Genomic DNA, 14,389 nt, shown 5'->3' on the forward strand with positions numbered 1-14,389 from the left:
AAATATCCGCAAGAGTTTGTAGTTTAAACCCTCCTGAAGTAGATATGACAAGGCATATGGAGTTTTACCACATGTACTTAGGGCACACTATCTTACTAGGGTTGTTGAACTTGAGACCTACCACTACTTCGTGACTAGAGCTATTTATGCTGCTCATTTCAGAGATAGCAAAGTCATAGGAATAGCTTACGTCCAGCAGGTGATTTAGGTAAACTCCCACCATCCCTGCCATGGCATCTTTATGGCGATAAGATATTCCGGCCCAAAAGCGCTGGGCATACAGTGCTTTCAAGTTTAAATCAACCGCTGTTTGCCCGTTTGCCGCGGCTTTGGCCATGACAGACGGTGTCAGAGTTAAACCGGGGGAAACCTGCAAACGGTAGCCTCCCGTGAAATAATAATGTGGCTGTAGCAAGGCTCGTGGCCCCTGCTGAGCGGCATCAGGTTTCTTGATGCCGCCGCCCAGTAATTGAGTACCGGAAATGCCTATATAGTAGTCCTGCCCGTATAGCCACAGGCCCAGACCAAGGTTTGTTCGCAGCAGGTTTCCTGTATCCCCAAAAAGTAAAGGGTCGTTTGGTGTCTGTAAAAAAAAGCTATGGTTAACCGCCAGTTGGGTAAAGCCTGCAGATACCCCGCCAGACAGCGTTGCTCTCTGGGTAAGGGGCAGATGATAGGCATAGCTTAGGTTGAGGGTTGAAGCACGGATCATACCTGCCATGTCCACCTGCGCGATGGCCCCTGCCCCGTGGTGCGGCTTTCTGTAAAAACGGTTATTCCTGTTTACAGTGCTATTCGAGTGAACACGCCTATGCTGTAACCTCAACGGCGTTACATTTCTGTCATTTTTATTGAGGGCAGCATGTATGCTCATGTAAAAGGTAGTTGGTGCCCGCTCCAGGCCCACCCATTGGCTACGGAACCCCGCTCGCACGTCCCCGTAATCTTCTACACCCGCCACAGCCGGGTTAGCAAGATAATTGTTCTGCATGTACTGTGTGAGCTGAGGATGCTGCTGGGCAGACACCTTACAGCACAGAAAGAAGAGGAACGGTAGCAGTAGGAGTGCTTTCATACCTTATTTGATTAAAGTAATGCTACCAGCAACCGGCTTTTCCCTGCTATCCAGTTTAATGATGTAGTAGTAGGCAGCCATAGGCAGTTCTTTGCCATGGTCGGTGCCGTCCCACGGTATGCCGTATCCCACTGACTCAAACACCTTGGCTCCCCAGCGGGTAAAGACCTGAATAGTGCATTGGGGGTAGTACTCAATATTCTTGATGTACCAGGTATCATTTATGCCATCGCCGTTAAAGGTAATGGCATCGGCTGGACGTATGCGGGGCAGCACCGTAATGGTTACCTCATCTGTATAGACACAGCCGGTGGCTGAGGAGACCGTTAGCCTATATGTAGTGGTCTTCTGAGGGGTAGCAATGGGATTGGGAATGGAAGGATCGGATAAGCCTGTTGTGGGGGACCACTGGTAGGTAATACCGCCTTTAGCCCTAAGCACCACATGCTTACCTTGTATAATAGTGGAGTCCTTACCCGCATCAGCCGTAGATGGTTGAACCTCCACTGTTACTTCTGCTCTGGAGCCACTTACACAACCACTGCTGTTAATTGTCTGGACATAATATAAGGTGTTAGCAACTAGTGGTGGCGTTTGGAAAGTAGGACCTCTATGCAACAGATTTCCTCCGGCCGGATGGTCATACCATTCAAAAGCTACACCTGTTGCGGATGAGGTAGCCTGTAGGGAAGCTGTTGCATCTGGGCATATGGATGCCCCCTTTAACATGGGTAAGTCGGGCAGTGGGTTAACGGTGATTTTAACCGGGGTGCTTGTATGCTCCAGTTCATCACAGGAGCCAGAAATGCTAACCCGCCTGAACCAGGAGGTCTGCATAAGAGCAGGAGGCGAGAATGACTGGCTGGTATTGTCGCCAGGGGCAGCGTTAAATCCTGTCTGGCTGTTGGTCGTGCTTACTTCCCACACATACTTATATGAGCCGTTTCCGCCTGCAGGCAGGCTTCCAACCAGTGTGGCGGGTACCTTACCATAGCAAATAACCTGCTCAGATGAAATAATGTTGTTAGCCAAAGTTCTTTTTTTTATCCTGACTTCGATAGTTTCAGAGCGGCTAACGGTTTTCCCACAGACTACAGAGGTGGCTGTAAACTTAAGTCGGTATGTCGGCGCCTGATTTGCCCTGCAGTCTATTGGCCAGTTGAATGGAGCTGTTACCCGTCCCTTGTCGCTTGCCTGCTGAAATTGAACGTTCTGGGTGTTCATATCAAAGCCATCACCTTGGAGCGAAATAGTAACTTGATCATTGTCAGGGTCTGTTCCAGTCACGTCAAAGGTTAGATCATCTCCATCATATAGCTCAAAGACCCTTTGCTGGTTTGAAAAAGAGAGTGCCGGCGGTTGGTCAGGGGCAGGCTCCACTATAAACCCAATGCTGACTGTATCCCTTTTTGGTAGTCCGCACCCGTTGTCGCCAAAGTCGCTCACAATCATATTCATCAAATAGGTTTTACCATCTGAATCGAAACATTCATCGAAACAGATGGAAGCAGTCAAAGTGTCCTGTAGAACTCCTGTGTTGATAGTTCCGCTGGTCTGGCCCGAGAGGCTGTACCCTTGCTGCGTAAAATTAACAGGCTCGACCTTCAGGGAAAGATTCTCGTTTTTATCAGGATCCGTGAGAAAAAGCTGAAAGCATCGAGGGCCTTCAGGCTTTACGTGCAGTACCTCCCCCTCCTTATACATGCCGGTGCCCCCGATTCCTTGAGCAGAAATGATTGGTAAGTTGTTCTTCGGACAGTCTTTCACCAGCAGCTGAAAGTCTCTTCTTACCTCCCCGATTTTCACCCCGTCACGGAACTCCTGGTAACGTATACCGAAAATAAACAAGCCTTTAAAACTAGGTGTCACAGTGAGCCTACCGGTACTGCGGTCGATAGCTAGGGGAGGCGTACCTATGATCTGATTGTTGGTGCTGTACCCAGGAAGCCAGGGTACCTCAGGGTAAGGCCCCGGGAGTGGGTCAATTAAAGGATTACTGGATGAGGAATTACCATTGAGTGGTGTCACTAAATCATATACCACCTCATCGCCATCTGGGTCCGTGGAGGCAAAGTTGTATGAAAATTCCTCTCCCACGCAGGCATAGTCGCTTATAGGAGCAGAAAGAACAGGGGAGGAGTTTTGGAAGAACTTCCCATTTTGGGCCACTGCCGGAAACTCCATGTAAAATGTCTGCCCGGCAGTGCTTGGTGATGCGATGTTACTTATAGAGCCATTACGGCAGCAGCGCTCCCATACGACATAGTACCCGTCAGGGTGATTGAATGTCTCGGGTTCAAGCATGATGTCCTGATAATAAATCAACTTGGATGTTTTTAACTCACCGGTAGTACATGCTATATTAGCATAGTTTAGGCTTGTGAGGGACCGCAGCGGCAGAAAAGCGGTTCTTACCACTTTGTTAGTGCCCTTCTCAAATATTTTAACAGTTATGCTGGGGTCTCTTGCATTTGGATTTCCATTTATTTCATCAAAATATAGGTTAAGGATCAGTCTGTAATTGTAGCCTTGCTGATGCTGTAACTCAAAGTCACCTCCCGCTAAATGTGATGCGCTGACACGGGCACATGAAATCAGGAATAGGAATAATAGCAGTAAACGTAGCCTCATCCTTGATTAATTAAAATGGGAAAAAGTAAATTAAAGCCAATATAAGAATTATATTATATTTCTATTGTATTATGTGTTTTTGATTTAAATGACTTTTGGTACTCCTCCTATAAAAGTAATGAAAAGTTGTACTTAGGAACAAAGAATTTGATAGTCATTAGGTGCCTGTCGAGCTTTTTTAAGAAAGACAGTACCTTTTTCACTAGTCTTGATTATCCCTGCCTGAGTGTGCAGAAGAACCTTTCGGTATGATTGGTGTCTTTCTTCTTGCCTGAGGCTCTGTGCCTCTCAGCCAGTATTGCCTAGAAGCAGATATCACCTGCTTATTAGCTCCACAACTCATCACTCTCACACTCATATCATCGTAGCGGGGGAGGTGGTAGGCAGCAGTTTTCATGAGCCTGCAGCTCCCCTCCTGCAGGAGCAGCTAGGGGGGCTTTTCTGCTTTGGGCTCAGGCTTCGGTTCTGCCGCTCAAAGGCAAACTGCCGGGAGCAATCTTTGCACTTGCTCTGCCGTTGTAGTTTTTTCCATTTTTGACTATATTCGCATTGCCGCAGTAGTAGCATGACCTGTTCATGTTGGTAAAAAGTTGTTTTCACTCCTTTACAAGACTCCCAATGCTTTGTGCCCCATTTTGTGAGACATTTTTGTCAGTATTTTTCAGGACGAGGCAAGTAGAAATGTCTTGATGCGTAAAGCACATATAGCCAATTTTTAAAATTTAAACAGTAACTTTGTGGCCTGAAAAAAACTAAGCATGCTTCACTTCTTTTTTAGCCAGCCTGATACAGTTTACGCTCTACAAACCGAGCAGGAACTAAGTTCAACCGATATTTCTAAACTTGAATGGCTCTTCGGCGATGCCAAACTAAAGCAGGAAACTACGCTAAGTGGATTCTTTGTTGGTCCTCGCGCTGCCATGATCACGCCCTGGAGTACCAATGCCGTGGAGATTACGCAGAACATGGACATCCAGGGGATTATCCGCATCGAAGAGTTTAAAGTAGTTGCAGAAGATTTTACGGGTTACGACCCCATGCTTTCTCAAAAATATGATGGCCTGAACCAGGAGCTTTACACGATCAATATTCAGCCGGAGCCTGTGCTGCCAATTACGGATATTGCAGCATACAATAAGCAGGAAGGGCTCTCGCTTAGCGAGGAAGAGGTTGAGTACTTAAACCAGCTTTCCGAGAGACTAGGCAGACCGCTGACTGATTCCGAAGTATTTGGATTCTCGCAGGTAAATTCGGAGCATTGCCGCCATAAGATCTTCAATGGCAAGTTTGTGATTGATGGCGAAGAAAAACCAAGTTCGCTGTTCAAACTTATCCGTAAAACATCTGAAGCAAACCCGAACGACATTGTTTCGGCTTATAAAGATAACGTTGCCTTTATTAAAGGGCCAGTGGTGCAGCAGTTTGCCCCTAAACGTGCCGATGTGCCTGACTTCTACCAGACAAGCGATTTTGAATCAGTCATATCCATCAAAGCAGAAACACATAACTTCCCGACTACAGTAGAACCATTTAACGGTGCAGCTACCGGTTCTGGTGGAGAAATCAGAGACCGACTGGCTGGTGGCCAGGGAGCGCTTCCGCTTGCAGGAACAGCTGTTTACATGACCGCTTTTTCGCGCCTGGAAAAAGACCGCCCTTGGGAGAAGGTAACGCAGGAAAGAAACTGGCTGTACCAAACGCCAATAGATATCCTGATCAAGGCCTCAAACGGCGCAACTGATTTTGGCAACAAGTTCGGACAGCCTCTGATTACTGGATCTGTTTTAACCTTCGAGCACGACGAAAAAGCTGACGCGGTGGAGGCCCCAAGAAAACTGGGCTACGACAAAGTGATTATGCTGGCCGGTGGCGTTGGCTACGGCAAAGCAAGTCAGGCGCAGAAACAGCACCCGAAAACCGGCGATAAGATTGTTATACTTGGCGGTGAGAATTACCGCATTGGTATGGGCGGTGCAGCAGTATCTTCTGCTGACACAGGCCAACACAGTTCAGGTATTGAGTTGAATGCTATCCAGCGCTCCAACCCTGAGATGCAGAAGCGTGCGGCAAATGCTATTCGCGGCATGGTAGAGAGCGAGCATAATGCCATTGTCTCCATTCACGACCATGGTGCCGGTGGCCACCTTAACTGCCTTTCTGAATTAGTGGAAGAAACTGGCGGTAAAATTGATCTTGATAAGTTGCCTGTAGGTGACCCTACCCTTTCTGCCAAAGAGATAATCGGAAACGAGTCGCAGGAGCGTATGGGATTGGTGATAGGAGAAAAAGACATCGCTACCCTGCAAAAAATAGCGGATCGTGAACGTTCTCCGATGTATACCGTGGGTGATGTTACCGGAGATCATCGCTTCACTTTTGAATCAGCTACTACTGGCCAGAAACCGATGGACCTGGAGTTGAGCGACATGTTTGGTAGCTCGCCAAAAGTGGTGATGAACGACAAGACAGTCAACAGATCATATCAGCCAGTAACTTATGATAAGAACCAGCTTTATACTTACCTGGAGCAGGTTTTACAGTTAGAAGCCGTAGCCTGTAAAGATTGGCTTACGAATAAAGTAGACCGTTGCGTGGGTGGTCGCGTGGCAAAACAGCAATGCGCCGGTCCGTTGCAATTGCCGCTGAACAATTGTGGTGTAATGGCCTTAGACTTCCAGGGCAAAGAGGGTGTTGCTACTTCCGTTGGTCATGCTCCAATTTCAGCACTGATTGACCCCGCAGCTGGTAGCCGCAACGCTATTGGTGAGTCTTTATCGAACATTATTTGGGCTCCTTTGAAAGATGGATTACAAAGCGTTTCGCTTTCTGCCAACTGGATGTGGGCTTCTAAAAACGAAGGAGAAGACGCTCGTTTATACAAAGCGGTGGAAGCCTGTTCAGATTTCGCCATTGCCTTGGGCATCAACATCCCGACTGGCAAAGACTCGCTTTCGATGAAGCAGAAGTATAAAGACGAGGAAGTTATTGCTCCTGGTACTGTCATTATCTCAGCTGGTGGCAATTGCAGCAATGTACGTGCGGTAGTGGAGCCAGTGTTGCAGCGCGACGGTGGTAACATCTACTATATTAATCTTTCCAATGATGCCTTTAAGTTAGGCGGTTCGTCTTTTGCGCAGGTAGTAAACAAAATCGGAAACGAAACTCCGGATGTTACAAACGCTGAACTGTTCAAGAACACCTTCAACACATTGCAAGGCTTGATCAAAGAAGGTAAAATTGAGGCAGGACATGATATTGGCAGTGGCGGTTTGATTACTACCCTGCTGGAGATGTGCTTTGCCGATAATAACCTGGGTGCTTCTATTGACTTAAGTTCTCTGGGCGAAGAAGACAGTATTAAAGTGCTTTTTGCTGAAAACATAGGAGTGGTGTTTCAAGCTTCTGCAGACGTGGAAGCTGTTTTAGAGACGAACAATGTTCCTTTCCGCAGAATTGGTACAAGCACTTCTTCGGCTACTCTTGAGTTAAAAAACGGTGCAGATGCATATAGCTTTGACATTGCCCAACTACGTGATACCTGGTTTAAAACATCTTATCTGCTGGATATCAAACAAAGCGGGCCGAAAAGTGCAAAAGAGCGTTTTGATAACTATAAAAAGCAGGATCTGATCTACAAATTCCCGGAAGGATTTGATGGCAAAAAGCCAGCGATTGATAACTCTAAGCCAAGAATCAAAGCCGCCATTATTCGTGAGAAAGGAAGTAACTCCGAGCGCGAAATGGCAAACGCTATGTACATGGCAGGCTTCGACGTGAAAGACGTACACATGACGGACCTGATCTCCGGAAGGGAAACCCTGGAAGATATTCAGTTTATTGGCGCGGTGGGTGGCTTTTCTAACTCAGACGTTTTGGGATCTGCCAAAGGATGGGCTGGAGCCTTTATGTTTAACGAGAAAGCCAAAACAGCCATTGAAAACTTCTTTAACCGTGAAGACACTTTATCGGTAGGCATCTGTAACGGTTGTCAGTTGTTTGTGGAGTTAGGCTTCATCACGATGGGGCATAATAAAAAGGCGGAAATGCTTCATAATGCGAGCCAAAAGCATGAAAGCATCTTTACTTCTTTAAAAATCCATGAGAACAAATCAGTTATGCTTTCCAGCCTGGCCGGATGTACACTTGGTGTTTGGGTGTCGCACGGTGAAGGGCGCTTTAGCTTGCCACACACGGAGGATCAATACCAGATCGTTTCAAAATATGCTTACGATACTTATCCAGCATGTCCGAACGGATCTGACTATAACACGGCCATGATCTGCGATGAAACTGGTCGCCACCTGGTAATGATGCCGCACATCGAGCGCTCATTATTACAATGGCAGTGGGCACATTATCCAAAAGGCCGCCAGGATGAAGTATCTCCTTGGATGGAAGCTTTCGTAAATGCAAGAAAGTGGCTTGAAGCTAACGGAAAATAATCGATGCGGGATTAACTGATAGCATAACGTATCTCTCAATATAGGGATAACATAGAAGTAAAGCCTCCTGTAAGAAGTGCAGATAAATCTGCTTCTTAAGCAGGAGGCTTTCTAATTACAGCTACTACCAAATCAGATACTGCAGTTTATCTTAACAGCAGGAAGCTAACAGGTCCATTTTGACTCCAAGCTTCTTAACTGCTTAAACTGGAATTGCAACAATTTACTGTAGGACTTTTCTTAGACAGATGAGCTTTGTTGGAGGAAGTCTTTCCTCATACTGGCACAGGTACCTAGCGCTGAATATATTCTCTCCTGTAAACGCCCCCCAAGTAAACTAATATGGCCTAATTTACCTTTCCTGCCATGCTTTGTAGTACAGGTAAACTTTTCAGTTGCTCTCTGAACTCCACCAGGCACGCCACGGAAAAAATGTAACAACAACAGGCACTCACCTAGCGGCTACACTACTCAACTCCGCCTATGCGCTAACCCACCACTTTTCCGTTCGCCAAGTCCTGTAGTCAGGTAAAGCCATCTCAGGTCTTGATATAGGTTAGATATGACACCCACTGCTCATGCAATATTGTTCTAAACTATTTATATTCCCAAGTTACGTTCTTTAGCTGTATAGGGAAAATGAGAAAGGTTCTCAAAACCCACATAAAGTTTACTTTGTTGTAAGGCTCAACAAAAGTTTAATATAGGTTGGTAAACGAAGCTACTGAGGTTAAATGCAACTGAAGGGGGACACTCTTGGTACTTCGCGGAGTGCGGGAATTATCTGCAGGCTGTTTTCTCTTGACAGGATTAGGTCGTATATGCCATAGTCCAGTTCCGTTTGTACAACCTCCGTTGCAAGAGTTAAAGATCAAAACAGTACTCGTTAGCACTCTATTTTATATCAGCTCCACAAACCTGTTGCAGGAGACCAGTGCGGGGAAAAGGAGCGGCAATCTCTAGCACTTGCTCTTTGCCTGTTTAAGGTTGGCTTCCGCCTTTTCTTGCTCGCAAAGTCTTGTTTTTGCTGCTTATACCCAACTCCCGTTAAAAAGCCTTAATTAACAAATCAAATACTTTATATAATCCAAATTTAGTTCAATCACATCAGCAAAACATCTATTACTTTTGTAATTGAATTTTATTTATAACAACCCTCTTTCAACCCTAATTCAAAATTCCTTTCATGAACATGAGAAGGATTCTAGCCTACTTTTTATGCCTATGTCTGCTCACCTCCTTTACAAGTTGCGACATGGAAGATGATGAGCTCTCTGAGCTTGTTACCGCTAATTTTGTAGAAGGTAATTGGATACTCACCGACTTGATTTATGAGGAGTATTACGATGGCCAGCTAGATACAGGCAATGGAGAACATGAAACCCCTAATGCCCCTGTTACCATGGCAAACGGAAAGCTCATGTCACCGGGAGAAACTACTGCCGACTACGTTCTAACAGAAGTTGATGGTAAAGATTACATCGTTATTACTGAAGAAGGCAAAGACAAAGGCACCTTCGAGATCACAAAGTTAACCACTGAAGAAATGGAGTGGGTGATCGAAAAAATGGGAGAATCTACCCGTGGTACTTACAAAGGTGTTTCTACCTATAAGTTTACAAGAGCAGAATAACTTCTTTAACCTTTTTTTCTAAAAGCTCGGGAACGATGTTTTCGGGCTCTTTTTTCAGGAGAGCAGGTGCTGAAAGTAGGAGCGGTAATACACGACAACTGCTGCTGATAATAGTTCCTTAAGTTGCGGTAACACGTGAAGTGGAACAGGATCACAATGGGGCCGTTACCTCGCTTAGCAAAGAGCAAATCCTTCTCCCATTCAGCTTGAACCCTTTCCAGAAATCGTGTACTTGGCAAAAGTTCTCTATGATTTTTATAGCTTTGCTTGTTTAAGGTTCGCTTCCGCCTCCTCTTACTCGCTTATTCTTGTTCAGAATCCACTTTTTCCAGCTTCGCTTTGTGTACCTGTTGATAGATAATGCTTAAAAAGCAAAATAGGTATAGCAAACCAAGCTGTAAATACAAACTCCAATCCATTCTCATAGTGCCTGACCATTTGTAAAGAGTGAGGCAAGGCTCTACTATGTTGAAGAAAATTAGCCACTTCCTTAGCGCCTCACTTTCTAAAGATGTCCTCTGAATAAAGCGGAAAAATACCCCAGGCAATATTACACTTCCAGCAATTGTAATACTCCAGAGCAAACTCAATGAATTCACACACTCAACCCCAAACAAGCTAATCAGTGATTGTAATCCTATTATTTCAATTGCCATGAATCTAGGTATAAACAAGCCAACCAGAGAAAACCAACCTGTTGTTTTTACAAATCCTACTTTATCTCTCATGATCGGCTAATTTGTAATCTTCAGTAGACATCTTCCTCATTAATAGAAATGTATAATATGCAATGACATAAAGAAGGGAGGTGCTGTACTTACTTACCTATGGCATGATTTAAGGGGGCTTGCTAAAAGTGCTTTCTGCTTAGTAGCAGGAGGAGATACAGGGGTTCGATTTTTCACAGGGATCTCTCTATTTTAGAGGCCATTATTCTGTAGAAAAGCAAGAATGTATTTTCAGAACAGCTACCCTTTGCCAGGCCCGTCCATGTAGGGCTGCCAGTTGACGATCAACACCTTCTCCTCGGGCAGGAGCAGGTAGCCATAATCATAGCACAGGTGGTAAGTGTTTCCTTTCTGGGTGCGGTAGACCTGGGTCAGGTAGCGGAAGTCGAAGCCTGCCAGCTCCAGGTACTGTCGGGGGATGGTAGTCTTGCCCTGCGGGCTGAGCTGCCTTAAGATGCTGCGGTTCTTTCGGAGCGCGGCGTTGATGTGGAGAATCCTGCGCTCGTGCTGGTTTTGCTGCTTGACCGCGTTGTTGGCCAGGTGGCGGCAGGAATCAGAACAGTAGCGCTTATCGCTTCTGCCCACAATGGCTGTTCCGCACTGGATGCATGTTCTGGAGTGGCTCATACCTTAGCTGCGTTTATAAGCGCGTATATCCGTGTATACTCGCGTATAAACGCGGCTAAGGCTTTGAAAGATTTTACTTTTACAGGCAGTATCTTCCTTATTTGCCATGGCTTATCTTCATCAACTACCTGTTTTGTTCTTAAATCCGCTGGAGCACGAGGGCAAAGCGTTTATCCGCATCTGGCACAAGCCGAACCCCTTTATCTCCAGGCGCTTGAAAGAAGCTACTTGGATCAAGTACAGCAAGACCTACAGGTGCTTTGTGATGCACCATAGCAATCAGCCTATCGAGATGATGCACCAGCACTTCCAGGGGCTGGCCAAAGTGGATACCCGCTATTTATATAAACCCAGGCGCCTGCGCCCAGCACAAGGAACGGTCATTTTGCAGCAAGAAAGTGCTGCGTTAACCGAACCACTGGAAAAGGTGCCTGCACGGCCTGTGGTACGCCTGCAGCCCCTGGAGCACCAAGGCAAGGCCTATGTGCAACTAAGCTACCAATACAGTAAGGAGATCTACTCTTGCCTGAAGCAAAGCCAGGTGGCCCGTTGGCTTTCAGACATGCAGTGCTTTGTGATCAACACTGAAAGCAAGTCTATGCACTTGCTGCTCTCAGAACTGGAGCCTGTAGCACAGTTGTGGCTGGCGCAAACGATGCAAGTCAAGGACATGGCCCTGCAGGCCAGGCTTTGGGAACAAAGCTACCAGAAAGGCCAGGGCNNNTTGATGGCCATCCGCTTGAATGAGGCGTCGAATACTCGTCTTTCCATAATAGTCAAATTTAGAACTTTAAATAAATCTGCCTATTAAAAGCCTCCAGTCAAATGTAGCAAGTCCAAACAAAGCTACCAGAAAGGCCAGGGCTATATCCCTTGCCCGCTTGCCTACCTGGAAAAGCTGTTTCTGCTCAACTACTCGCTTAGCACCATTCGCACCTACCACAGCCTGCTGCTTCGCTTTCTGAATGCGCACAGGGACAAGGGACTGGATGTGATAAATGCTTTCTCAGAAGAACAGATCAACCACTACCATAGAAGCATGGTGCAGGCGGGTACTTATTCCGTGTCCTTTATCAATCAATCCATCAACGCCGTGAAGTTCTACTTCCAGCGGGTGCTGTTGCGCCACGAGGTGCAGCTGAACCAGGTGGAGCGGCCCGAGAAGCCCGAGCGCCTGCCCCAGGTGCTGAGCAAGCAGGATGTGCTCAGAATCCTGTCTGTGACCGAGAACTTAAAACACCGCTGCATGCTTCAGCTGTTGTATGCCGGTGGCCTGAGGATTGGCGAAGTGATTAACCTGAAGCTTACGGATGTACAGTCGGAGCGCAACCTATTGCTGATCCGTGGCGGAAAAGGCAAGAAAGACCGCACCACCCTGCTATCGCAAAAGCTGCTGGGAAGTTTGCGAGCCTACTACAAAGTCTATAAACCGAAGGTATGGCTCTTTGAAGGGCAGACAGGCGGGCAGTACACAGTGGAAAGCATTCGCAGCGTGTTCAGGGCCAGCAAAGAGAAAGCTGGCGTGAAAGCACCCGCTACACCCCATACGCTCCGCCATTCCTTTGCTACCCACTTGCTGGAGCAGGGAACGGATCTGCGCTACATTCAGGTGCTGCTGGGCCACCGAAGCAGCAAGACCACCGAGGTCTACACCCACATCACTACCCATGCTCTGGATAAAATTGTCAGCCCGTTGGATAATCTCTAGCTAACACCTATATTAGCTTAAATATATACAAACATGTACGTATCATTCAATTATACAGGATCCAGCAAACAAGTGCAAAAGCACATTCCAGCAACTACGTACATAGTGCAGATAAGCGTAGGTTTACGCATATCCAATAGTTGTGTGCAAATAAAAAAACAATTCAACAAGTGAAAAGATTTGAAAACAAAACAATTCTGATAACAGGTGGAACTAGTGGAATAGGTTTAGCAGGGGCTGAAATATTGATAAAAGAAGGTGCAAAGGTTATAATTACAGGACGAACCGAATCACATTTGAAATCAGCAGCGGAAAAACTAGGAAAAGATGTAATAGTTGTCAATGATAATGCAGAAGATAATGACTCTCCAGAACGGCTTGTTTCAATAGTAAAAGAATATGGTAAAATAGATGGTCTTTGGTTAAACGCTGCCTATGCTGTAGGAGGAGATATTAGTTCTATGGATAGAGAAATGATTGACCGAATGTTTAAAGTGAATGTGACAACCCCTATGCTACAAATGGGAGCGTTATCTCCTTATATTAAAAACAAAGGAGCTGTTTTAGTAACTTCTTCAAGTGCAGTATATGAAGGACAGTCATCTGTGTCATTATATTCAGCAACTAAAGCAGCTATTTTAGCAGCGGCACGGTGTTGGGCGACTGAACTTGCACCAAGAAATATAAGAGTGAACTCACTTATTCCTGGACCTATAAAAAGTAATCTTCGTTCAGGATTACCTGATGAATTAAGACAGCAGTTTGAAGATGAATTAGCTAAAACCATACCGCTAAAACGAATTGGGGAACCTGATGAAGCTGGTGCTGTTGCTGCATTTTTGCTATCGGATGAATCGAGTTATGTTACTGGAAGTTCCTATGTTGTGGACGGTGGATTACTAAAGATTTAATAATATCTACACACAACAACGTATAAACGTCAACCACGGCCGACGGCCTCGCCGCCGTTTATACAAGCCGTTGCCCGTAATTATAAACATGAAAAAAGCTCTTCTCACATTCATACTGGTACTTATGTTATTGCCAACATTATCATATGCGCAAGCCATTAAGGAAGGAAGAAGCGATAAAATAGAACTGCCCTGCCTTTATATTAAGGATACTCTCCGATTCAATCTCCCAAAAGGATCCAAAAAAGAGAATGTATTTTGGTATGGAGAGGGGTTTATTCAAAGTTACACTCTTGAAAATGGTGCAGAACTTAGAATTATTTGCGGTGGCCTTCATGTGATTCCCGCACTCACTGGAAAACAATACATTGTTACCTCCATTAATGGGAAAAAGAGAAGAGGAAAAGTTAGAAAATCAAATCTTTTCTGGCGGGAGGAGGACTTTTTAGGCATCATAGTACTTTATACAAATGCCAGTGAAGAGGATAAAAACGTTCTGGACAAAATCATAGATGGGATTTCAGTACAAGTAGAGAAAAAATAACTTCGGGCAACAATGTGCAAACGCCAGCCTCGGCCGACGGCCGCCGCCGCCGTTTGCACGAGGCCGTTGGCCGTGATTGGGAATTTACTA

11 protein-coding genes are annotated in these 14,389 nt (G+C 45.8%); 5 read left to right on the forward strand and 6 right to left on the reverse strand.

Annotation, left to right across the window (positions count from 1 at the left end; translation table 11 throughout):
* Positions 1 to 64: 64 nt before the first annotated feature.
* From LN995_RS18495 to LN995_RS18505, 3 genes are all read right to left on the reverse strand, one after another.
* The gene (locus tag LN995_RS18495; protein ID WP_229962574.1) at positions 65 to 1,075 is read right to left on the reverse strand and encodes a PorP/SprF family type IX secretion system membrane protein; all 1,011 of its coding nucleotides are present in this window, start codon (positions 1,073 to 1,075) and stop codon (positions 65 to 67) included.
* Between the two features lie 3 nt (positions 1,076 to 1,078).
* The gene (locus LN995_RS18500) at positions 1,079 to 3,706 is read right to left on the reverse strand and encodes a gliding motility-associated C-terminal domain-containing protein (protein WP_229962575.1); all 2,628 of its coding nucleotides are present in this window, start codon (positions 3,704 to 3,706) and stop codon (positions 1,079 to 1,081) included.
* Positions 3,707 to 3,908: 202 nt separating this feature from the next.
* A complete protein-coding gene (locus tag LN995_RS18505; protein ID WP_229962576.1) occupies positions 3,909 to 4,103 on the reverse strand; it encodes a hypothetical protein in 195 nt (64 codons plus the stop codon).
* Positions 4,104 to 4,464: 361 nt separating this feature from the next.
* On the opposite strand from LN995_RS18505, the gene purL reads away from it, so the two are divergent.
* Both purL and LN995_RS18515 read left to right on the forward strand, forming a co-directional pair.
* Positions 4,465 to 8,148, forward strand: coding sequence for a phosphoribosylformylglycinamidine synthase (gene purL, locus LN995_RS18510; RefSeq protein WP_229962577.1), 3,684 nt, complete (start codon positions 4,465 to 4,467; stop codon positions 8,146 to 8,148).
* 1,192 nt (positions 8,149 to 9,340) lie between these two features.
* Positions 9,341 to 9,781 carry a hypothetical protein gene (locus tag LN995_RS18515; RefSeq protein ID WP_229962578.1) on the forward strand — a complete coding sequence of 147 codons (441 nt, stop codon included), beginning with the start codon at positions 9,341 to 9,343 and terminating at the stop codon, positions 9,779 to 9,781.
* Between the two features lie 302 nt (positions 9,782 to 10,083).
* On the opposite strand, the gene LN995_RS18520 is transcribed toward LN995_RS18515, so the two are convergent.
* The 3 genes from LN995_RS18520 to LN995_RS18530 all read right to left on the reverse strand — a co-directional run bounded on the left by LN995_RS18520 (position 10,084) and on the right by LN995_RS18530 (position 12,109).
* The gene (locus tag LN995_RS18520) at positions 10,084 to 10,509 is read right to left on the reverse strand and encodes a hypothetical protein (protein WP_229962579.1); all 426 of its coding nucleotides are present in this window, start codon (positions 10,507 to 10,509) and stop codon (positions 10,084 to 10,086) included.
* Positions 10,510 to 10,749: 240 nt separating this feature from the next.
* Positions 10,750 to 11,136 (reverse strand): hypothetical protein, encoded by a 387-nt coding sequence (locus tag LN995_RS18525; protein ID WP_229962580.1) that lies wholly within the window; start codon positions 11,134 to 11,136, stop codon positions 10,750 to 10,752.
* A gap of 790 nt (positions 11,137 to 11,926) precedes the next feature.
* Entirely contained in the window at positions 11,927 to 12,109 is a 183-nt protein-coding gene (locus LN995_RS18530; RefSeq protein WP_229962581.1) for a hypothetical protein, read from the reverse strand.
* Between LN995_RS18530 and LN995_RS18535 the strand changes: the two genes are divergently transcribed.
* The 3 genes from LN995_RS18535 (at position 12,086) to LN995_RS18545 (ending at position 14,299) form a co-directional block, all read left to right on the forward strand.
* Positions 12,086 to 12,844: a tyrosine-type recombinase/integrase gene (locus LN995_RS18535; protein ID WP_394801837.1), complete on the forward strand. Its 759-nt coding sequence runs from the start codon at positions 12,086 to 12,088 to the stop codon at positions 12,842 to 12,844. The two genes, LN995_RS18530 and LN995_RS18535, sit on opposite strands and share 24 nt — an antisense overlap.
* Before the next feature lie 170 nt (positions 12,845 to 13,014).
* On the forward strand, positions 13,015 to 13,755 hold the full coding sequence (locus LN995_RS18540; protein WP_229962582.1) for an SDR family NAD(P)-dependent oxidoreductase: 741 nt from the start codon (positions 13,015 to 13,017) through the stop codon (positions 13,753 to 13,755).
* A gap of 88 nt (positions 13,756 to 13,843) precedes the next feature.
* Positions 13,844 to 14,299 (forward strand): hypothetical protein, encoded by a 456-nt coding sequence (locus LN995_RS18545; RefSeq protein WP_229962583.1) that lies wholly within the window; start codon positions 13,844 to 13,846, stop codon positions 14,297 to 14,299.
* Positions 14,300 to 14,389 lie beyond the last annotated feature (90 nt).

Source organism: Pontibacter silvestris (assembly GCF_020907275.1).
Classification (GTDB): Bacteria; Bacteroidota; Bacteroidia; order Cytophagales; family Hymenobacteraceae; genus Pontibacter; species Pontibacter silvestris.